This is a genomic window from Arthrobacter sp. K41 (genome assembly GCF_059089645.1).
Genome location: NZ_JBNHEW010000002.1, coordinates 1 through 21067 on the forward strand (window position 1 = coordinate 1; position 21067 = coordinate 21067).

14 protein-coding genes and 3 pseudogenes are annotated in these 21067 nt (G+C 60.4%); 8 read left to right on the forward strand and 9 right to left on the reverse strand.

The window, feature by feature from the left end; translation table 11 throughout:
* Positions 1-188: 188 nt before the first annotated feature.
* Entirely contained in the window at positions 189-1598 is a 1410-nt protein-coding gene (locus AC5RTE_RS04245) for an aminomethyl transferase family protein (protein WP_494040160.1), read from the reverse strand.
* A gap of 977 nt (positions 1599-2575) precedes the next feature.
* Here AC5RTE_RS04245 and AC5RTE_RS04250 point away from each other — a divergent pair.
* The 7 genes and pseudogenes from AC5RTE_RS04250 to AC5RTE_RS04280 form a co-directional block, all read left to right on the forward strand.
* Positions 2576-2764 carry a hypothetical protein gene (locus AC5RTE_RS04250; RefSeq protein WP_494040161.1) on the forward strand — a complete coding sequence of 63 codons (189 nt, stop codon included), beginning with the start codon at positions 2576-2578 and terminating at the stop codon, positions 2762-2764.
* Positions 2765-2766: 2 nt separating this feature from the next.
* Positions 2767-3630, forward strand: a complete 864-nt coding sequence (locus AC5RTE_RS04255) for a DODA-type extradiol aromatic ring-opening family dioxygenase (protein ID WP_494040162.1) — start codon at positions 2767-2769, stop codon at positions 3628-3630.
* Positions 3627-4001 (forward strand): hypothetical protein, encoded by a 375-nt coding sequence (locus AC5RTE_RS04260; protein ID WP_494040163.1) that lies wholly within the window; start codon positions 3627-3629, stop codon positions 3999-4001. Before AC5RTE_RS04255 ends, AC5RTE_RS04260 begins: the two co-directional genes overlap by 4 nt.
* An 87-nt stretch (positions 4002-4088) precedes the next feature.
* Positions 4089-5501 carry a vanillate/3-O-methylgallate O-demethylase gene (gene ligM, locus AC5RTE_RS04265; RefSeq protein WP_494040164.1) on the forward strand — a complete coding sequence of 471 codons (1413 nt, stop codon included), beginning with the start codon at positions 4089-4091 and terminating at the stop codon, positions 5499-5501.
* A 38-nt stretch (positions 5502-5539) separates the two neighbouring features.
* On the forward strand, positions 5540-6391 hold the full coding sequence (locus tag AC5RTE_RS04270; RefSeq protein ID WP_494040165.1) for a methylenetetrahydrofolate reductase: 852 nt from the start codon (positions 5540-5542) through the stop codon (positions 6389-6391).
* 5 nt (positions 6392-6396) lie between these two features.
* Positions 6397-7290 (forward strand): formyltetrahydrofolate deformylase, encoded by an 894-nt coding sequence (gene purU, locus AC5RTE_RS04275; protein ID WP_494040773.1) that lies wholly within the window; start codon positions 6397-6399, stop codon positions 7288-7290.
* Between the two features lie 108 nt (positions 7291-7398).
* A pseudogene (locus AC5RTE_RS04280) lies at positions 7399-7671 on the forward strand (3-oxoadipyl-CoA thiolase); the annotation flags it as partial.
* A 137-nt stretch (positions 7672-7808) separates the two neighbouring features.
* Here the strand turns inward: AC5RTE_RS04280 and AC5RTE_RS04285 are convergent.
* From AC5RTE_RS04285 to AC5RTE_RS04295, 3 genes and pseudogenes are all read right to left on the reverse strand, one after another.
* Positions 7809-8356, reverse strand: a pseudogene (locus tag AC5RTE_RS04285) (ISL3 family transposase); the annotation flags it as partial.
* A gap of 398 nt (positions 8357-8754) precedes the next feature.
* Positions 8755-9615, reverse strand: coding sequence for a fumarylacetoacetate hydrolase family protein (locus AC5RTE_RS04290; RefSeq protein WP_494040166.1), 861 nt, complete (start codon positions 9613-9615; stop codon positions 8755-8757).
* 544 nt (positions 9616-10159) lie between these two features.
* Positions 10160-11310: pseudogene (locus AC5RTE_RS04295) on the reverse strand (IS30 family transposase).
* Positions 11311-11650: 340 nt separating this feature from the next.
* On the opposite strand from AC5RTE_RS04295, the gene AC5RTE_RS04300 reads away from it, so the two are divergent.
* Positions 11651-12625, forward strand: coding sequence for an IS481 family transposase (locus tag AC5RTE_RS04300; protein ID WP_494040167.1), 975 nt, complete (start codon positions 11651-11653; stop codon positions 12623-12625).
* 1138 nt (positions 12626-13763) lie between these two features.
* On the opposite strand, the gene AC5RTE_RS04305 is transcribed toward AC5RTE_RS04300, so the two are convergent.
* The 5 genes from AC5RTE_RS04305 to AC5RTE_RS04325 form a co-directional block, all read right to left on the reverse strand.
* Complete coding sequence (locus AC5RTE_RS04305) at positions 13764-14063, reverse strand: hypothetical protein (protein WP_494040168.1); 300 nt, start codon at positions 14061-14063, stop codon at positions 13764-13766.
* 694 nt (positions 14064-14757) lie between these two features.
* Complete coding sequence (locus AC5RTE_RS04310) at positions 14758-16185, reverse strand: MFS transporter (protein WP_494040169.1); 1428 nt, start codon at positions 16183-16185, stop codon at positions 14758-14760.
* A gap of 115 nt (positions 16186-16300) precedes the next feature.
* A complete protein-coding gene (locus AC5RTE_RS04315) occupies positions 16301-17173 on the reverse strand; it encodes a fumarylacetoacetate hydrolase family protein (RefSeq protein ID WP_494040170.1) in 873 nt (290 codons plus the stop codon).
* A complete protein-coding gene (locus AC5RTE_RS04320; RefSeq protein WP_494040171.1) occupies positions 17170-18969 on the reverse strand; it encodes a hydantoinase B/oxoprolinase family protein in 1800 nt (599 codons plus the stop codon). The genes AC5RTE_RS04315 and AC5RTE_RS04320 overlap by 4 nt, the downstream gene beginning before the upstream one ends.
* Positions 18966-21020 (reverse strand): hydantoinase/oxoprolinase family protein, encoded by a 2055-nt coding sequence (locus AC5RTE_RS04325; RefSeq protein WP_494040172.1) that lies wholly within the window; start codon positions 21018-21020, stop codon positions 18966-18968. The genes AC5RTE_RS04320 and AC5RTE_RS04325 overlap by 4 nt, the downstream gene beginning before the upstream one ends.
* Between the last annotated feature and the right edge of the window lie 47 nt (positions 21021-21067).

A 21067-nucleotide genomic window follows, 5' to 3' on the forward strand; every position in this document is an offset into this window, starting at 1 on the left:
GGCTTTGATGACATAAAACCCGCGGGCGATAGCCTCCACAAAGTCCGGACTCCTAGGGTCGACCAAATCTGCTCCTTTATCGCCGTTACGTCAAGTAACCCAGACGCCGGAAGGGGGTTGAGGTAAAAATGCCGCGTTAGTCCTTACCTCGCCGATCGAGGGTGTTCTCGCTGCATCTGGTCTATTCCCTAGTGTGCGCCAGTGGTCTGATGCTTGAGCTCGCGAACCGTGCGCGAGAAAGGTACAGGCGAGACGGTGGCGCGGACCTGAGTCTGCTCATGGCGTTCGACGGAGGATTTCGAGGATCCGCCGTTCGGCTCGCCCCAGGTGATGATCAGTTCAGTTCCGGGTTGTGCGAATTCCGTCTCAATGATGCCCGAGGAGACGAGCGCCTTCTCATTCGTCGTGTAGCAGGTATGCGTCGAAAGGCCCACCAGGGCTCCGTCTCCGGTGCGCACCTCATCGCGTTGAATTTGAGAGTAGTCCGCGCTAGGAAATTCCATCCACTTGTAGCGCGACCCCTCGCCGAGTTGTGAGCGCAGGATTCCGGCAACGTCATCGGCGTTCCATTCCAGAGCGACTTTGGTCCGTGCAGGCGAGGATGCGATTGACTCAAGTGCCTCCCTGCCGATGAAATCGTGATCGAACTTCACGATGCGGCCGAGGCCGAGGTCGTACGGAGTTACGTAGTACTCCTCCAAAGTGGCGGGTCGGTAACTGCCTCCCACCTGGAAGCGTGCTTCCCATGAGTCGGCCGGCAGCCACTGCCGGTAGTCTGCCTCGTCCGCTCCCGTGTAGATCGCAGGCAACGGATATGAGATCCACCCGCTCTCGGCCACAGCACTGAAGTATGTGGAAGCGCCGCCGGGGCGCAGTCCATGCTTCTCTCCGATTGCGAGCAGCGCCGCCCGCACCTTCGGGCCGTCCGCGTAGGGACCTGACAACTCGACCCCACGGTGGCCAGCCATTCCATGGCGCAGGGCTAGGACGTCGACTCCGGCGATGCGCACGCGGGCGGTGTGAAAAAACTTGATCGCCGGAATCTCGGTCTGGATTGCCTCTTCGAAGATTGTCCACGCGTTCGGGCCATCCATGCCGAACCGGAAGTTGCGGCGGGCGGTTGGATTGTCCCAGGTCGCCTCGTCATGCTCTATCTTGACGTTATAACCGCCCTTTTCCGCTTGGAATTCCACCCAGTTCAAAATGGGCTTGCCACTGATTAGCTCATAACCATCTTTCTTGCCATGGTCGTGCGCAACGCACTCCCCTATGACCTGTCCCCGGGAATTGGTGGCGACAAACTGCTTGGCGACCCCGGGGGCGAAGTTCTCGAGGCTGTTGACCATGACCTTGCTTAGCAGCTTGCGAGCATCAGGCCCTGAGATGAACAACTCAGGCATATGGTGCGACTGGTCGAAGATGACCGCAGATTCGCGCCAGGCCCGCTGCTCTTCGCGCCAGTTCGACCACACAGGCGGGACCGGGGAAAGCCCGCCGGTCGTGCGACTGTGGGTTCCAATTGGCCGATTGTAGAGGTAGTCGAAAAAGTCAGGCGTCGAGTCGATGACGTCCTGAAGGGTTTTGGCGGGGGCGTTCACGGTGTTCTCCTCAACGAGTTCCGTATCGATGTCGGGGCACTATTGAAACCACACGACAAGTGGTGTCCGTAAAACGGACTGTTGTCCGTAGATACTCTCGCTATGGCTTGTTTTCGTCAAGTAGCCCCCCAACCACGCCAGCAAACAAGCATTCGACCTCGTAAGCTTGAGAGGGCTTCAGTTCTGCCCCTGACAGACATAGCCCAAACGCTTAGGAGGCCCCCATGAATACGCCAACTTCAGAAGTTTTTCCCCGCCACACCGAAGTCCAGGCCGCTAGCGCGGCACAGGTCTCGAAGCCGCGGAAGCGCTGATCCCCTTGCTTCGATAGCGGGCAGCGCAAACCGACGCTGACAGGCGTATCTCAGAAGGCACGATCGGCCTGCTCCGGGAAGCGCGGCTTTTCGACATTCTCCCGCCAGCCGGAGTTGGCAGCTCGAACTGGGCTACCACACGCCATGCCGAATTGATTGGGGCTCTATATGGTCTACCGGGCCGATGCAAGCCGACGAGTTCCAGATGCCAGTCTGCAACGGCACAACCGTTTGCTGTGGAGGTTCCAGTGGCCGGGGCAGGCATCCTCGGGGGGAGGCCCGCATTGACAGTTCCTGTGCCGGCGCAGGGCGTGAGTGCACCACCCCGGCTCGGTGACCTGGTTGTTGTGACTAAGAAAGTCTCGACGAAGAATCCGCGCGCCCAACGGTCTCAGACGGCCCCGTGGTGGGGGAGGTCCACAGCTCCTACTTGACGAATCGTGTTCCCTGGCTTTCAATAGCTATACCGCCTAGCGGAGGCTTGTCCGTGCAGCGGACAAAAGCAATTTTGAATTTGAGTGAGCTTTCCACATCAGTGACTCACGCCGGGACGGGGCTAATGCGGACTAGGGACCTTGGCTGGCTTCCTCGTCGCAAACTCCCCGCCGAGGCTCGCGGGCCCGTATGCGGCTCTGCGCCATGGTTGATAAAGGAAAAGGTTTCATGAGCGAATACCTGGGGCTGAGCACTGAGTACCTGCGTGAGGCGTCCGCGCTGGCGCCGACCGCAGGGCCGCTGCTGGGACATCTCGGCGAGGAGGGAGCGCGTGCTGTCGCTTCATCGACATACCGGGACGCGGACCGCCAAGCCGTCCACCTCCCGTGGTCGGACAAAAACGTAGAGGCAGGCTGAATATGGCGACTGTAGCAGCGGTGCTGGCGACGACGCACCATCCGTTCTATTACAAAGCGACGCACGTTGTTCCGCCCGAGCGGCGCCATCCGCAAGCTGCGGAGTGGCGCCGAAAGGTGGAGGCATACGAGGAAACCCTGACGGCGGCAAAACCAGATGTTCTGGTGCTCGTCGGGGCGGATCACTTCCATCAATTCTTCTATGACAATTATCCGGCGTTTCTGATCGGAAAGCAGCCGAAGTATGACGGGACTTACCATAACGAGGAGCGGCTGTTTCAAATGCCGACCTATGTTTTAGACGGGCATGAAGAACTATCCGGGCACCTGCTGCACGGTCTGATGCAGCGAGGCTTCGACTTCTCCGTGAGTAACGAGCTGAAGCTTGATCATGGCATCATCTGCCCGGTCGTGACCACTCGACCTGCGGGTGACTTGCCGGTCGTGCCGATCCTGACGAACATCTTTGCTCCGCCGTTGCACACTGCTCAGCGGTTCTATGATCTCGGTCGTGCGATCAGGGCAACTGTAGAAGCCTGGCCAAGCGATCAGCGAGTGGCAATCATCGGCAGCGGGCACCTGTCGCTCGAACTCGGTGGGCCGCGCGGCTTCCAGGAGACTGCGCCGGATCTCGAGTTCGACCGGAGGGCGATCCGCTGGCTCACCGAAGGAGACGTCGAATCGGTGTTGGCGAACGTGACCTATGAATCCCTGCTCCGGGCCGGAAATGCAACTGCTGGATTCCTCGACCTGGTGCTCATGCTAGGAGTCGCTGGGGAACAGCCCGCTGACTATGCCGACTCGCTGGAGCTTTTCCACACGACAGAGGCTTACTTCACCTGGTACCCGGAGGGAGATCCACGATGAGTCGCTTGCTGGTTAACAAGTTCCTATACCAGGCCGATCGTAACCCTGAATTGCTGGAGGCCTACAAATCGGACCCACGGGGCACCGTCGAGCGGTGGGAGCGCGAGATAGGTCCGTGGATGGACAAAAACATCTGTGTCGAGCGCATCAGCTGGCACTCTTTCACCCACGAGGAGCGGGAGGCGCTGGCCGCTCAGAGCTACCAGGCGCTATTCGCCCTCGGCGCCCATTACTTCCCATTGCTGCAGGTCTTTATGGGCATGTTCGACGCGGAGTATGAAGCGCGATCAGGTCCGCTGTCCTTCCAGCGTGAGATGGCTGCCAACATGAGCCACTGGCTGGGAAAGGATTACCCTTCGGTCGGCCTCTGAGCACCTCCAGCAGTGCGAAGGAGCACCGCGACTACGTTCATCATTCACATTCATCATTCACATTCATCCTGAACAGAGAGGTTCCTCATGTCTCCGCAGAATCTTCAGCAACTTATTGACGAGAACTCCAACATCGTCGACTTGCTTCACAACTCGCGCACTCTGCCGTATATCTCGCACCCGGTGGTCGCACCTGAGTTCCACAACTGGCGTGACGAGCAGCGCGCTTGGCGCGAATCGGTGGTATTGATGGACCAGACGCACCACATGGACGCCCTGTACATTCGGGGCAAGGACGCTCACCGTCTTATTTCCGACACTGCGATCACATCCAGCAACTTCCCCGTTGACGCCGCTAAGCAGTACATCGCGGTCAACAGCCGCGGCTTCGTCATCGGCGACGGCATCATCCACCGCGAGGCGGAGGACGACATGATGTTCGTCGGCCGCTCACCTGCGGCAAACTGGTTGCTATTCAATGCCGAAACTGGGGGTTATGACGTCGACATCGATGTGGACCGGCGCTCATACGAGTACCCGCTCGGCCGCCCGGTCATCCGGCGCTACTGGCGCTTCCAGATTCAAGGGCCTCTCGCCTGGCAGGTCATCGAAAAAATCAACGGCGGACAGGTCGAGCAAATCAAGTTCTTCCGGCAGTCCTGGATCACCATTGCCGGGGTAAAGGCCCGCACCCTACGCCACGGCATGGCAGGCGCCCCAGGGCTTGAGATCTGGGGTCCACACGAGTCCTACCACAAGGTGCGTGAAGCAATCCTGGAGGCAGGAGCGGAATTCGGTATTGTTCCGGTCGGCTCCCGCGCTTACCCGCCGGCCGCTATCGAGTCCGGGTGGGTACCCGCGCCGCTGCCTGCCATATACACCGGTGAAGATCTGCGCGCCTATCGTGAGTGGCTCCCGGTCGACAGCTACGAGGCACGACTGGCAGTCTCCGGATCCCACGTACCCGACAAGGTCGACGACTACTACCTAAACCCATGGAACCTTGGCTACGGATCGTTTGTGAAGTTCGACCACGACTTCATCGGCCGCGACGCCCTGGAACAGATCGATCCAGCAGTGCAACGTCGCAAGGTGACGCTGGCATGGAACGCGGAGGATGTCGCCCGGATCCTCGCCTCCACAGTCGACGTGGACGGACCCCAGTACAAGTACCTTGAACTTCCGCTCGGCAATTACGGATTCTCGGGCTACGACTCCGTTGTCGACGGCGCCGGCGACTTGGTTGGATTGTCGCTCAACAACATCGGCTACACCGCGAACGAGCGGCGGGTAATGTCACTTGGCACCGTCAACCCTGATGTCCCGGAAGGAGCCGAGCTTGAGCTTGTCTGGGGGGAACCGAACGGTGGGAGCCGCAAACTCAACGTGGAGCGGCATGAGCAGACGCGCGTTCGGGTGGTCGTCTCGCCCTCACCGTACTCCGAGGTCGCCCGCACACAGTACCAAGGCGGCTGGCGCACCTCCACGACCGTCAGCTGAGCCGAACTCGAACGCCGAACCCTACAAAAGGAGAACCAGTGCCGATTCCCCTGCGCCAGCTGATCGATGATTTCTCACTCGAGATGACGGGCAAGGATGTACCCGGACTACTCGAGGCTGCGCCCATCCTGGTGCCGGGCACCAGGATGAACGTCACGTTCCTTGGCAACGAGGACCTGAAGATGAGGGTGACTGCTGCCAAGGCGGTCCGGGACAGCGGGCTGGTTCCTGTTCCCCACATCTCTGCCCGTCGCATTTCGAGCAGCGCCCAGCTCGAGGAGTTCCTCGCCGCCCTCCAGGCACAGGGTGCAAGCCGGAATGTCTTCAGTGTCGGCGGGGATCCGCATCACCCTGAAGGACCATACGCCGACTCGCTTGCGATCATCCGATCGGGTCTTTTGGAGGACTACGGCGTCGAACACGTTTCGATCGCGGGCTACCCGGAGGGACATCCCGATATCTCGCGGGAATTGCTCTGGTCCGCGCTCGAGGACAAGGTCAAGGCGCTTCGGGAACATGGGATGTCGGGAACCATCATCACCCAGTTCGGGTTCGACATCGATCCGGCGATCGCGTGGATCGAGCAGGTCCGCGGCCGGGGAATAGATCTTCCCATCCGAATTGGCGTCCCTGGTCCGGCCGGTGTGAAACGCCTCGTCACGTTCGCCGCTCGGTTCGGTGTGGCCTCCAGCGCGGGAATTGCCAAGAAGTACGGGTTCTCCATCACCAACCTGCTGGGCACTGCTGGACCTGACCGTTTTCTCCGGGAGCTCGCCTTGAGACTTGACCCTTCCGCTCATGGCCAGGTTCAACTGCACTTTTATACATTCGGTGGCGTTCCGGCCACCAGCCGGTGGGCCCGGAACTTCGCTCAGGAGGTGGCGGTATGACCGACATGGCAGTAGCGGTAGCGCCGCCGCCTTTGAGCACCACGTGTGATGACGGAGTGCTGGTCGTGGAAGGGAGGGACCGTCCGGGAATAGTCGCGGGGATCTCGAATCTGCTCGCGCACTACGGCGCCAATATCGTGTCCCTCGACCAGTACTCGGACAACCCGCAGGGTGGGAACTTCTTCCAGCGGACTGTATTCCACCTCGACGGCTTCCGGGCAAACCGCGGTGACATCGAGAGAGATTTTGACGAGACCCTGGGCGGGCAATTCGGGCTGTCGTGGCGGCTGGCGGACCGGTCCGTCCCGAAGCGTGTGGTGATCCTGGCTTCCAAATCCGATCACTGCCTCTTGGATCTCCTGTGGCGGCAACGTCGCGGTGAAATTCCCATGGTGGTCCCGATGGTCATCTCTAACCACCCTGACATGGCCGAAGATGTGCGCTCGTTCGGCATTCCGTTCTTCCACATTCCGTCGCAGACCGGACCGGACAAGACAGCGTCCGAGCGGCGGATCATCGAGCTTATTCAGGGCAACGCAGACTTAGTTGTCCTGGCCCGCTACATGCAGATCCTCTCTGCTGGCTTCCTTGACGCGGTCGGTGTGCCGGTGATCAACATCCACCATTCCTTCCTCCCTGCTTTCATCGGTGCGAGCCCTTATCACAAGGCCAAGGAGAGGGGAGTGAAGCTCATCGGAGCCACCGCCCACTATGTGACACAGGAACTTGATGAGGGGCCGATTATCGAACAGGACGTCGTTCGGGTCAGCCACGTCGACACCGCGGCAGACCTTCAGCGAAGAGGCGCGGATGTCGAGCGACATGTACTTTCGCGCGCCGTGCACTGGCATTGTGAGGACCGCGTAATCCGCCATGGCAACCACACCGTTGTCCTGTAAGGCCCTCCGAATGAATGCCCGCCCCGATCTTGCGGCCAGTCTGATGTCCTTTCCGGTTGGCGGATCTGTGCAGGCCGCCGCAAGTGCGTCACGATACGCGCGCGCTGGATCGCGGGCCGCGGCACGCACGGGAACGATCCGCAGTACTTCGGGTTCGCCTCGGTGGAAGCGGCTGCTAAGGCCCGCGCGAAGGCGGGCATAGGCTGGGACCAGGTGGGCGCCGTTGAACTTGACGAAGCCTTTGCCGCGCAGTCCCTGGCGTGCATCAGCGCCTCGGGCATCGACCCCACGATCGCGAGCCGGCACGGCGGGACCATCGCGATGGGCCACCCGCTCGGGGCGTCCGGAACCCGCATCCTGGGCACCCTCGCCCGGTCGCTTGATGGATTGAAGGTACTCGGTGGCGTCCGGTTGTTCGCTGAATTCCAGAAGGTTCCCGACTTTTCCACCAGTACGTCCCGCACCTCAGCTGGGGTCGCGAAATAGAATTCCTTCCGTGGATGGGCGGCTCTTCGCATTTAGGCATGGTTTGTCTTTTTGATCCGGGAGGGGCGGTGGCCGCCAGCGGCCATTAGGCACCGGAGTCGATAGTTGGTGAAGTTGCGGAAGCCGCGGGCGATTGTGCGGGTGGTTTCGATGACGCCATTGATCGCTTCTGTGGGTCCGTTCGACGCGCCAAAGGTATCGAAGTAGGCCAAGATCGCTGCCTTCCATTGTTTGAGCGTCTCGAGACTTCCGGGATCGGGCAGGACGGGAATGAGGCGATCACCTCGTTAACGAGTTCCCTGCCCCGCTCGGGTCTGGCGTGGTAGATATGACGAAGCTTCTGGTAGCACTGCCAGGCGAGGGTTACTTCGTGGTCCGGGTCCCCAAGGGCGAGTTTCGCGTCCAGCCGGGCGGCCTGTTTGTCGGTGAGGTGTTCGGCGCCAATCTGCAGGGTCCTGCGGATCCCGTAGAGCGGATCTCCTTTCCGGCCCCGATGCCCGAGCGTGTCCTGCTGGACCCGGCGCCGGACCTCATTGACCATAGCCGAGCCAAGCTTCACGACATGGAACGCATCCAGGACATTCCGCCTTCAGAACAAGAGGCCCTTCCCGACGAGGGGCATGTCGTTGCAGCACTAACTTGGACAGCAGACGACACGGAGAGTGGATTGCAGCCCAGCTGAGCAGTTGTCCGAAGTCCTTTCAATGGAAGTGTCGGAGTTGTAGCTGTAGTCGTTCATCAAGCCCGGGAGCCCGACGATGTTGTCGCTGGAGAACCCCGTTGATCCGCACGCGTTTGCTCCGGCTGGAATGCACGCCACGGAAGGTTGCAAATCCAGAGGCTCCAACCACGGATCAGGCCGCCGGTGAAGGCGTCCATTTTGGCCGCTTCACGGTATCGGTTGGCCTCCAAGCCTTTGAGCTCCTCGATCCTGGGGTCACCGGGGGTAGAAGTACTGCCGGAACTCAGCCGAAGCGCTCATCGGGTGCTCCTGTGCCGGTAGTCGTTGCCGACAATCGGGGTGGTCAGGACGCCGAGCTTGTCGATTTCGACTTCGACGACGTCTCCGGGCTGCAGCAGCCACTGGGGGTTCCTGGCGTAGCCGACCCCTTCCGGGGTGCCGGTGCAGATAGTGTCGCCCGGGCGGAGGGTGAAGGTCTGCGAGATCAACGACAGGGTTTCTCCGAGGTCATAGATCATGTCCTTGGTGTTGCCGTCCTGGACCGTGGTGCCGTTGACTCTGGTCTGCACGCGCAGACCGTCGCGGAGGTCTCCGACCTCGTCGGCGGTCACGAGCGGGCCGAGCGGACCGCTGTTGTCCCCGTTCTTTCCCAGGATCCACTGGGATGTCAGCTTCTGCGCGATCCGGGAGGTCAGGTCGTTGAAAGTCGAGTAACCGAGTACGGCCTGCCGTGCCGTTTCGGCGTCCGCGTCCACCAGAGTCCGGCCGATGTAGGCGGCGATTTCGCCCTCCCAGTCCAGTCCTGCCTCGTTCGCCGGGACCGGCGCTGGTTGGCCGTTCACGCTCAGCGACTGCGTCCAGCGGGCGAACAGTGTCGGGTGCGGGGGCAGATCTTGATCCTTGTAGCTTCCTTCGGCCACATGTGCACGGTAGTTCAACCCAATGCAGATCACCCTGGCATCAGCACGCACCGGGGGGACGACCTGGACGTCTCCGGTTCTGAGCAGCTGGCCCTGGGCCGGGGCGCTTTCCAGCCAGCGTGCCGGGTCGGCCCAGAAGTCCTCCAGAGTCGTCAGGACCCTGACTCTGTCGTCGGCTTCGGCGACGGCGATGCTGGTGTAGTCGGTACCGGGGGTACGTACGCCGATCAGTTTCATGGTTCTAGTGCCTTTCGTGCCGACCTTTAGGCGGGGATGTCTTCCAGGGAACGGGTGCGGGTCTCGATGCCGGCTGTGCCGATAACAGCGCTCCGAGCAGGGCGAAGATGGTGTCGACTCCGCCGCTGTTAGCAGTGGTCCGAGCATTAGGCATCAAAAGAGCTCGACAGCCCACAGCGATGTCTCGTGGCGTAACGCTTAGCAGCTGCAGGCATCAACCGTTGTTTGACCGGAACTTCACCTTGCCACGGGCAGCATGCTTGTGAAGCATAGAGCACAAATACTTTTTGACTTATGCTCATTTCTGCAAACAAGCGCCTTTTCGAGCCCTCTTTCCACCCCTCCTGACCTAAGCCTTACATAATATCCTTATCGGCGTTTGAAAAAAGGTGGGGGAGAACCCCGAAAGGGCCCTATTTCCGGCAATTACCCGTGCTCGTCGTTTGCCGCCGCCCGTCGTCTAAGCGTTTCGATGTAGTCCATCCACATCTGCGTCGAGTACGGATTGTTTCACTTGGAGGAGTTCAGCAGTCGTTGCAATGGTTTATGGTTCTATCGTCGGTGAAGTCAGTCTAGCCAGGTGTTCTGCGGGACTCTGCCAACTCAGGATTCTACGTGGTCTGCGATTGAGTTCATCTGCGACCCGGTGAGGTGTTCGGGGCTGTGGACGCCAAGGTCTGTTCCTTTCGGGAAGTACTGGCGGAGCAGGCCATTCGTGTTCTCGTTTGAGCCGCGCTGCCAGGGGCTCGTGGGGTCACAGAAGTACACCGGAATATGCGTCTGCCGAGAAAAACTTTGGTGGCAAGCCATTTCAGTGCCCTGATCCCAGGTCAAAGAACGGCGCAGGTGCGGCGGGAGCGGGCTCAGCGAATTAGCCAGCCGATCGCGCAGATTCTCAGCACCGCGGTTTCCTGCCAGGTGCACGAGAATGATGAAGCGCGTGGTCCGTTCGACCAGCGTGGCGATGGCCGAGCGACCGCCCTTCCCAATTATTAGATCGCCCTCCCAATGACCTGGTACTAATCTGCCGGTCACTTCCGCGGGCCTGTCCCGGATCATGACCATGTCCGGGAAACGCCTGGTCCGGTGCTCCTTTCGGCGGCGCGGCCGGCGACCGGTCCGTCCACTGCGCAGCGAGACGGCCGGGTCCACTGCCAGATCCAGGCTTCCGCGCCCATATAGGGCTTGATAAACAGTCTCGGGCACGACGTGCATCTCGGGTTGTCCGGGGAAATTAGCGCGTAGACGGTTGCTGATCTGGCGGGGGCTCCAGCGTTGCTTCAGATGCTCACGCATAAACTCCCGCAGCTCCGGGTTGGCCGCGATCTTTCCGGTCCGCTGGCGGCTCCGTCTACGTTCGGCGCTGCGCTGTGCTGTCCGCGGACGGTAGTTGCCGAAGGGTTCGTGAATATTGCGGCGGATCTCTCTGCTCACGGTGGACGGACTGCGCCCAAGTTCCATTGCTATAGCCCGAATGCTCCGCCCGGCATGCAGGAGGTCCGCGATCGTGATCCGCTCGGACTCAGAGAGGAATCGGGCAGAAATCGCGGCTGGTCTTAGACGGGAGATGGGAGGGATCGTCTTGACGTCGCCGGATCTCAGTACAACTGTGTGGCCGTGCCGCCATCGAGTGCCGGAACTACGGCTAATTCCCACGATTCGACACGCTTCGGAATTGCCCATTCCCTGTTTCATCAGCTGATCATAGTGAGCCCGTGCAGCGTTCTTTGGAGGGGCGCCCCGTGACTTTCGTGGTCGTTTCATCTGTCCCAATTGCAACTCCTAAAAGCTCAGGTGTTGCAACGACCACTAGGCGCCAAGCCCGCGAAATGGCTCACTTTTCGACCATCGCTGACAAACTTTCTGCTAACAGTAGAGGTGGCGGCGGTTGGCCGGTCCCCACGGACAGGAGTGGGACGGCCAACAGATTAATGGTCCCTAGCTGTACTGGGTCAGGACGTTGGTTACATCGTGAATAGGTGAAGACCTCTTAGGTTGGTGGTTACCACACACAGCCAACGACTAAGAGGTCTTCATGTTCCACCGTAATGCCCGCCTGACCCCGACCGGTAGACGGATCCTCGTCGAACGCGTCCTGGCCGGCCGCCCGATTGCCCATGTCGCCAAAGAAATGGGTATCTCACGAACCTGCGCTCACCGCTGGATCAACCGGTACCGTGCCCGCGGCTTGGACGGTCTCCAGGACCGCAGCTCCAGACCAAAGTCATGCCCGCATGCAATCCCGGCAAACGTCGTTGCCGACGTCCTGACCCAACGCGTGGAACACCGCGAAGGCCCAACGGACCTGGCCTTGCGCCGCGGGACCAGCCCCCGGACGGTCTCCCGGATTCTGGCCCGCTCCGGCATGCCGAAACTCTGGGACCTGGACCCGGTGACGGGAGCCCGGATCCGGGCTTCCCGAGCCACCGCCCGCCGCTACGAACGGGACACGCCGGGCGACATGATCCCCATCGACGTCAAGAAACTCGGCAGGATTCCTGACGGTGGCGGCTGGAGGGCGGACCCTATGCAATCCGCCCGTAACCACTCCAGAGGCCATGCAAGAGTCGGATTCGACTACGTTCATGTCGCTGTCGATGACCACACTCGCTTCGCCTACGCCGAGGTCCTGCCCGACGAGAAAGGCCCGACCTGCGCCGGATTCCTCACCCGGGCGGCAGTGGCCATGGCAGCCCACGGAGCACCGGTCAAACGCGTCATGACCGACAACGCCTTCGCCTACCGGCTCTCCCGGGACTTCCAAAACGCCCTGGCCCAGCTGGGAACCAAGCACATCCTGAATAAACCCCGACACCCCTGGCAGAACGGCAAAGCAGAACGCTTCAACCGCACCCTGCAAGAAGGCTGGGCCTACCGCCAACCCTTCACCTCGAACCAGGCACGCACTGAAGCCCTGCAGCCATGGCTACACTTCTACAACAACCACCGGCCACACGGTAGCCTCGGAGGAAAACCACCCATCAGCAGGTGCAACCAACCTACTGACTGAGTACACCAGCCCCCACGCTCCGGAAACTGCAGCTAAAAGGTGGTGCTCTTCCCCGACTGGGTTGGCCCATTCTGGCAGACAGTACGAACCTGCCAGCCGTCCCTCCGGCGGTACGTTCGTCTACCTCTTCCATAAGAGAGCTTGAGTCGGATAATGCCTTGATCCCAAGACAGGTGTTCAATTAGCCCACGTGCAATAACCAGACCGTCGTCGAGCACCTCAACCTCATGACCCGGTCTGAGGTCTTTCCAATCCGCTCCTTGAATAATGTCCCCGTGAGTAGTGCCTGAATGTGATGGCTGCTGAGATCTGGTGGGAGTTGCCCGCGTTTCCGCCAAAAGCAAGGTCAGATCGCGGGCAACAGCTTTCTGTGCCTCCGCGTGATTTTCGTATCCTCTGCCCTTGTGTTTCTTTCCATAATTTGAGGCTAGGGAAGCCTCATCAAAGTTTTTTAGGGGAGAAAATGGATCGTGAAAGATGACATCCGTGCTTTGCCGAGCGGTGTCTAGCTCGAAAGATAAAAGTGGCAAGTCAGGGCGGTTTGGAGCGTCGACAGGCTGGGGGAGGACACTTGGATACATTACGCCAAGGACCACGACAACAATTTCAGGCTGGGAGTGCTGCTGCGGGAGGGGGGATCGTTTGTCCTCGCCCGCGTGCTGCCGTCGCTGAGTACGGGGTTTCATTGTTCTGCTCCTGAGCCATACTGTCCCAGCATCATCGGATGGGACATCAACTTCCTCCGCACGGAGCGGTTTCCTACTCACCGCTACCTCCGCGCGCGCTGGTGGAGGGTCGTCACCCTTCTTATAAAGCAGCGGGCAAGGATTTCCCTTACCTCCAGCTGCTTCATGGTGCTGCCTACCCATAGGGAATCCGTTTCGTCCGTTGGGTGTGCCCTACGTGACTAATTCCAATTTGAGGGTGTGGCTGGGCTGGAAGGGATTGCGGGGCGGCGTGCAACAACTCTTGCCGCTGTCCGTACCGGAGTCACTGACGGGCAGTAGATTCATCGCCTTCCACCTGACCTGCCTGGAAGCTATCCTCATGATTTCTTCTTCCTGAAACAAGGGTGTCAAACCCGTGTGGTCAGGTGGGTGGGCTCCTTGAGAAAAAGCTATGAGTAGGCCACCTGCTGTCACGTGGAGGGCCGAGCGCCTGAAGGTTTAAGGATTCGGGAGCTCATAGCGGCTTGTCGCTGCGGGTGGGTTACTCGGTAGTGCAGCCCCAGGTTGTGGTCATCAACCCAAGCCGCGCAGGCTCCTGTTTTTTCGTACTGTCTTCTGCTGCCGACCGCCGGCTGGACCCAGAGGATGTTTCCGTCTGCGGTGACGGCGTCGACCGTTCCTGTGCAGACGGGGGTGCCGTGGATCTTGATGACGGCGGTGGCCCCGGTCAGTGCGGTCCAGTCGTCGATGCGGATGAATTTGGTGGCCATGCTTTTGAAGTCACCAGATCCAAAGGTGGGACCTAGATATTCCTCCGAAACGCCTCACCTTGCTTGGAGAGCCAATCCTGGTAGGCCTACCTCGACCGCCCCGGGACTAAATTCAGCAGCCTGGTGCCGGCCCGGCCCCGCCCGTCCCGACTTAGATTGGCCGCTCCTTCGGTCCGCGTCGCCGCGGGTCCACGTGGTGCCAACTGTGCTCGTCGACCCCGAGCGAGTGAATGCGGTGAAGCGGTTTGGTTCGCCGCAAAGGCTGGTTTCGCCGTCGCGGCACCTCGCCGACGTTCGTTCCAGCGCCGGATTGATGGCCTGCTACAGCGTCTTCCGCGGCCCCGAGTTGGCGGGTCAGGCCAGCGATAGTAGCGTTTTTACGGCGCAGCTACCCGAGCCCAGGTCATTCATAGCTGCCACAGATCCGGCCACATTATGCGGGAACCGGAACTGCAGGCGCCGGCCGCTGCCGGGCGCCGCGACCCCGCAATCCAGACACACCATCAGCTGCCGGGGCCTGCAGCGGGAACCGAGATTGGTAATGGGCGGGGGGTGACGCACCCCTTAGCGTTGGTCAGCGTCGACGTCCTCGGGCAGTTGCTTGGTCTCTACAACTATTCGAAGGCGTGTCTATTGGACGCTTTTGGGGTTGAGTCACAGGAGAGGACTCAACCCCAAGAGCGTAGCTACTTCGTTAGGCGGAAATCTCCTCGAGGCGGCGTCCACGGGTTTCAATCCCGCCGATAGCCACGGCCAGGAAAGCTATAACTGCTCCGGCGGCGAAAAGGGCGAATATGGTGGTGGCGCCGCCAGCTGCCGTGATCAGGAACCCGATGATGAAGGGGGAGAGGACACTGGCTATGCGGTTAAGGCTGCTGGCGCTCGATGTGGCGAAGCCCCGCATTCGGGTCGGGTAGAGCTCACTTGTATAGAGGTACAGGACGCCGGCCGGAACGGTCATTCCGATTGCGATGATGAGACCGGCTGTGAACAGGTAGGGCCACGTGGTGAATCCCATAACTCCTACGACGACTGTTCCGAATAGGCCACCCAGAGCACCGATGCCCAATCCGGTGAGCAGCAGGGTTTTTCGCCCTATCAGTTCCACCAGCCACGCGGTGAGGTAAACAACGACGAGTTGGACGGCGCCGAGGATCACTGTGAGCGTCAGCGAGAACGCTGGCTGCAGGCCACCGATGGAAACGTAGAGGCTTGGCAGCCAGACGGAGTACCCGTATATAACGAAGAAGGCGAAAAACCACACGGTGGCGAGCATCACAGTCCGCTTCCCGTATTGACCGCGGAAAAGCTCGGATGGGCGGAACTGGACGGCCTTGGACACGATTTCCGAGTACTCCGGGTCGGTCAGGACGGTGCCACGAGCGGTTGCTTCTTGTTCCATTTTCGTGACGTACGCTTCGGCTTCTGTGATCCGCCCCTTGCTGGCCAGCCAGCGGGCTGACTCCGGGAGTGCGAACCACGCCCAAACAGCGACGAGCAGCGGGAGTCCGCCCAGGAACAGTAGGACGCGCCAGCCAGTTTCTGGCCCCAATGTGGTGGTTAGCATGAGGCCAGCAAGGGGGGCAAAGAACAGACCCCAGCTAAACGTGGATTGGTAGATGATCGAGATGCGTCCTCGGCTTTTTCGCCCAAGGTATTCGTTGATAAGTGTCGCGGCCACTGGTACCTCTGCGCCTAGGCCAATGCCTTGAATGAGTCGAAAGACCAGGAGGCTCTGCGCGTTCCATGCGAATGCGCATGCGATGCCGAGGAGTCCGAAGACTGCGAGGCAAATTACGAAAGCGTTGCGGCGGCCAAGTTTGTCGCTCAGGGCTCCGATGACAATTGCGCCGAGGAACTGCCCGAGGTAGCCGGCAGAGATGATCAGGCCTGCTTCGGCGAAGCTAATTTTGAATGTTGCGACTATAAGTGGAAGGACGACGGCGACGCTGAGGGCATCGAACCCGTCAAAGAATGTTCCGGTGCCGAGGAAGCTCGCGAGCTTCACATGGAAAGGGCCTGTAGGGATCCGGTCAAGCCGGGCAGCCATGTCTGCCTCTGCTTTTATGGGATCGGGAATACCAGCGGTGAGGGAAGTCCCCGCGCGTTGGTTTTCAGTCATTGCGTGCTCCTTTGAACGCTCGGAAAGTGATTCGCTTTCCTGTGTCTCTTGCTTGCTGCTGGGTGACTGGCCGTGGCGGGGGCAGGATTTGTTTTCCTGCCCCCGCCAAGGGTGCCTAACCGGCGATGGTGTTGGTTAGTGCACCGAGTTTTTCGACTCTTGCTTCAACGACGTCTCCGTCGTTGAGGTAGACGCCGTGGGCGGCGGCTGTACCGGCAGGGGTGCCGGTGAGGATCAGGTCACCGGGGCGGAGGGTGATGTACCTGCTCAGCATCTCGATTTGCTGGGCAACATCGACGATCAGCCGGCTGGTGTGTGAATCCTGACGTACAACACCATTGACGCTGAGAGAAAGAGTAAGAGCGGAGGGGTCAGGAACGAACGCTGCAGGGGTGATCGCCGGTCCAACCGGTGTCTGTCCTTCACCATTCTTGGCAAACATCCAGTCGATTCCGAACACCGGATGGAACATCTGGTCATCGCGGGCCGAGACGTCATTGGCGATCGTATAACCGGCTACGTAGCTGAGCGCTTCAGCGCGGGAAACGTTGCGAGCGTCCCGTCCGATGACCACTGCGAGCTCGACTTCCCAGTCCAGTTTCTGCACGCCTGCAGGTCGGATGACGTTGGCGCCGTGGGTGTTCAGCACGCCTACCGGTGAAACAAAGTGGAAGGGAGGCCCCGGGTCAGTTCCTCCCATTTCGGCGACATGGTCGCTGTAATTGGCCCCGGCGCAGTAGATGCTCGGGCGTGCCGTACCTGGAACTCCGAACTCGGTCATGCCAGCGCTGAGCCAGTCGACCTGTGGATTATCCTCAAGCGCAGCCCCCACCACCTTGACCATGGTCTCCCATTCGTTGAAGAGCGCATCAAAACTATCGGGAGCCCCGGGAACGAGAGCCGACAGAGTAGCCACCTGGTCCTCGACGAGGACTACGAGCTCTTCGTTGCCGGAGATGATGGCGGTAGCGAATCCGAACTGTTTCATGAGGTTTCCTCTTTCAGTGCTTTCCTGGCGTGCTCGGTGGCAGCGATATTGAGGACCATCGCACCGTCTGCCCTGACATCGATGACGACGCCATACTGCTGTTTTGCGGCGGCCAATGAGACGTAGCCCGCACGCACGTCCCGCAGGACGCGCTCGACAGGGCGCTCGGTTGCAGGACCGTAGCCTCCGCCACCACCCGTTTCGACGATCAAACGGTCTCCTGATTTCAGCGGAAGACTATCGAGTTTGCCGTTGCTGAATTCTGTGATGCCTTCACCGGAACGCTGGAGCGAGATCTTGTTTGGCAGTGCTTCCGAGCCGCCTGCAATGCCCCAGGGTGCGCTCTTGGTGCGTTCGATGAAGGAGTTGAGCTTGCCCGGTGCCTCTAGCTCCCACTCCTGCACCGTGCCGAGGCCTCCCCGGTTCTGTCCCGCGCCGCCTGAGTCCTGTCGAAGTTCATACCGCTCTGCCACGACTGACGGGTACTTTGCTTCGTTGGCTTCAATGGGCACGTTGTGAGTGTCTCCATCATTGATGCAAATTGTGGCGCTTTCACCGTCTTTGAATCGTGTGGCACCCCAGCCGCCACCTTGAGGAGCGGGGACAAATAGGTAAAGTCGGCCGGTGACGGGATCATTGCCATAAATCGTGGTGACAGCCAGGTCGGCGTGGTGGCCTGCTATTCCTCCGGTTTCCACCACAGGGGCAAGGGCTTTAAGGATGCAGTCGACCACTGTCATGGGGTAGGTCATCCACCATCTCATGGCTGCCGGTTTGAGGGCGCTGACCACGCTTCCCGGGGGCAGGACGATGTTCACGGCACGGAGGGCGCCTTCGTTGATGGGGACCTCGGTTGGTGATGTGAGGGCCTTGAAGGCAAGCTGCACGGCTGAGCGGCCAGCTGTCATGCCGGAGTTGTAGTAGCCGGCAACTTCGGGGCTCACTTCGCTCAGGTCAACGGTCATGTTGTCGTTTTCGACCACCACGCGGACGCGGATTGGTACAGGCCGGTTTAGTTCAACGCCGTCGTCGTCCATTGTGGTTTCGGCAAAGTATTCGCCGTCGGGAATTCGGGCTACGGCGTCACGGGCCAGTCGTTCGCTGCGGTCATACATTTGCGAGAAACTTTGGATCACGACTTCGGCGCCGTAGCGTTCCAGAAGTCCCTGCATACGGGCCTCGCCTGTCCTTACGGCAGCAACCTGGGCCCGGAGATCACCGAGCGCGAAGTCGGAAAACCGGACGTTCGTTTCGATGATGCGGGTGATTTCGTCGTCCTGTACGCCGCCTTTGAAGATTTTGACGATCGGTACCTGGAGGCCCTCGGAATAGATGTCCGTGGTAGTTCCACCCAGGACACCCCCAACGTCCAACCAATGCGCCATGGACGCCGCAAACGCAACGATCCGGCCCTCATGGAAGATCGGCAGCGTAAAGATCATGTGGTTGAGGTGGCTTCCCATGATGTAGGCATCGTTGGTCAGCAGGATGTCGCCGGGGTGGATGTTCTCGTAACCGTAGTGGGCAATTTTTGTCCGAACGGCTTCGGAGAGCCCCCCTACGAACATTGGAAGACCAAGACCGATCGAGACAGTGTTTCCCTCCGCATCAAACAGACCAACCGTGAAGTCCTGGGATTCATAAATGATCTGGTTATAAGCGGTCCGCATGAGATTGGTCTTCATCTCTTCGGTGATGGCAACGAGGTTGCCGCGGATGATCTCAGCGGTGATGGCATCAAGCCCTTGCCGCTCGACGTCACCCAGAGCGGCAGGCTCTTGAAGGAGATTAGTCATGGCTTTCCAATCGTGAGGAGAAGGTTGCCGGCGTCGTCGACCTCGATGGCGTCACCAGGCCGGACAAGTGTTGTGGTGGTAAGCTCCTCAATCGCCGCAGGACCGATAATGCGGTTGCCGGCGAGCAGCGCGCCACGATCATAGACAGGAGTTTCAACCGGTTCGTCCCTGTAATCGAAGCGGACCAGGCGTGATCCGGTCTGGGCTGCAGCGGACGGTTCAGCTTCCCCTCGGCCCACGCTAACGAACTCGGGCCGATCGATGGAACCGACGGCCGACACCCGGAGGCTCACCAGCTCAGCACGCTCTTCAGGAGCGCTGTGCCCGAACCGTTCCAGATGGGCCTCGTCGAAGGCTTGTTTGAGAAGTTCCTTACCTCCGGCGGTGAGATCAGGGATTGGTACCGTCAACGAGTGCTCCTGGCCGACGTAACGCATGTCGGCCGCGCGGAGGAAGGAAAGCCCCTTATACCCGACTCCGCCTTGCTCGATAGCGGAACGGGCTGAAGCTTCAAGGGCGCTCAGGTCGCTTTCGAGGACGTCCTGATCAACGGCGTTAAGGGCCCGTACATCAGTGAGTACTACGTCGTGCCTGAGGTCGGCCATGAGCATCCCCAGCGCGGAAAACACTGCCGGCTCCGGGGGGATCACGACGCGTGTGATACCCAGTTCACGGGCCACGAGCGAGACGTGCACCGGCCCATTCCCGCCATAGGCAAAAAGGGCAAAGTCGCGCGGGTCCAATCCACGCTCAGTGGTAACTGCCCTTACCGCATTTGCCATTGAGGCTGCTGCAATGGCCAGGATGCCCCCGGCCGTCTCCTCGACGCCGAGCCCAACGCCGTCCCCAGCCGTGGCTACGGCTCTGCGTGCTGCCGCACCATCAAGTTCCAGCCCCCCAGAAAGTTGTCCGGACGGGGACAGGATGCCCAGCACGACGGCGGCGTCAGTTACCGTGGCATTCGTGCCTCCCAGGCCGTAGCACGCCGGACCGGGCTCAGCACCTGCGCTCCGGGGACCGACATGAAGGCCGCCAGCGGCATCCACCCAGGCAATGCTTCCACCTCCGGTGCCAACCTCGACGATATCGAGGCAGGGGATCCGGATTGGCAGGCCGCGGACGTATCCGCCGACGAAATACTCGGCAGCGTTCGGGAAGGTAAGGTCACGAATGACTGATGCCTTAGCAGTGGTGCCGCCCATGTCGAATGCGATTGCATCCTGATAGCCGATCTGCCGGCACAGCTCAATGGTTCCCACTACACCGCCTGCGGGGCCGGATTCCATCATCTGAACCGCTTGCCGGCGAATGGTGCCAGCGTCCGACAGGCCACCGTTGGACTGCATGATCGCCAGCGAACCCGTTGCCCCGGCGCTTTCAATACGATGCTCCAAGCGGCCAAGGTATTCGCTGACGACCGGACCGACAAAGGCGTTGGCGACCGCAGTTGATGTGCGTTCAAACTCCCGGTATTCCCGGCTGAGCTCATGCGACAGCGTTACGTAAACGTCGGGAGCTTCGTCCTTGAGAATGCGGCCCATGAGTACTTCATGCTCAGGATTTCGGTAGCCGTGGAGGAAGGTCACTGCCACGGCTTCGAATCCGGAAGCAGCGATCTCCCGGGCCACGTCGCGGGCTTCCTGCTCTGCAAAGGCTGTGCGGACGGCGCCGTCAGACCGAAGGCGCTCAGTTACTTCGAAGACGGCTTCTCGTGGAAGCAGTGGCCGGTGCTGTTCGAAGTCGAGGTTGAATGCATCGGGGCGGTTGATCCGGCCGATCTCGTAGATGTCCCGAAAGCCACGGGTGGTGATCAACGCGGTTTTCGCCCCTTTCCGCTCGATCAGGGCATTGATCACGACTGTGCTTCCATGAACGATGGACTCCAGGTCACTGAAGGCGACTCCAGAGGCGTCGAGCCCCGTGGCGATACCTTCAATCAGGTCACGGGGGGTACTTAGTGTCTTGCCGACGACGATGCTGCGCGTGGCTTCATCAAATCCGACGACATCGGTGAATGTTCCGCCGATGTCAACGGCAACTCGTGTGCTCACGAGCTTCTCCTTAATATGTTGAGTGCAGGGATTCTGGCCGGGAGCAG

What these genes read in the sequence shown, in the direction of transcription:
- AC5RTE_RS04260 (WP_494040163.1), top strand. Translation starts at nt 3,627, where the DNA reads ATGAGTCGCTTGCTGGTTAACAAGTTCCTATACCAGGCCGATCGTAAC.
- AC5RTE_RS04300 (WP_494040167.1), top strand. Translation starts at nt 11,651, where the DNA reads ATGTTCCACCGTAATGCCCGCCTGACCCCGACCGGTAGACGGATCCTC.
- purU (WP_494040773.1), top strand. Translation starts at nt 6,397, where the DNA reads ATGGCAGTAGCGGTAGCGCCGCCGCCTTTGAGCACCACGTGTGATGAC.
- AC5RTE_RS04250 (WP_494040161.1), top strand. Translation starts at nt 2,576, where the DNA reads ATGAGCGAATACCTGGGGCTGAGCACTGAGTACCTGCGTGAGGCGTCC.
- AC5RTE_RS04305 (WP_494040168.1), bottom strand. Translation starts at nt 14,063, where the DNA reads ATGGCCACCAAATTCATCCGCATCGACGACTGGACCGCACTGACCGGG.
- ligM (WP_494040164.1), top strand. Translation starts at nt 4,089, where the DNA reads ATGTCTCCGCAGAATCTTCAGCAACTTATTGACGAGAACTCCAACATC.
- AC5RTE_RS04255 (WP_494040162.1), top strand. Translation starts at nt 2,767, where the DNA reads ATGGCGACTGTAGCAGCGGTGCTGGCGACGACGCACCATCCGTTCTAT.
- AC5RTE_RS04290 (WP_494040166.1), bottom strand. Translation starts at nt 9,615, where the DNA reads ATGAAACTGATCGGCGTACGTACCCCCGGTACCGACTACACCAGCATC.
- AC5RTE_RS04315 (WP_494040170.1), bottom strand. Translation starts at nt 17,173, where the DNA reads ATGAAACAGTTCGGATTCGCTACCGCCATCATCTCCGGCAACGAAGAG.
- AC5RTE_RS04310 (WP_494040169.1), bottom strand. Translation starts at nt 16,185, where the DNA reads ATGACTGAAAACCAACGCGCGGGGACTTCCCTCACCGCTGGTATTCCC.
- AC5RTE_RS04320 (WP_494040171.1), bottom strand. Translation starts at nt 18,969, where the DNA reads ATGACTAATCTCCTTCAAGAGCCTGCCGCTCTGGGTGACGTCGAGCGG.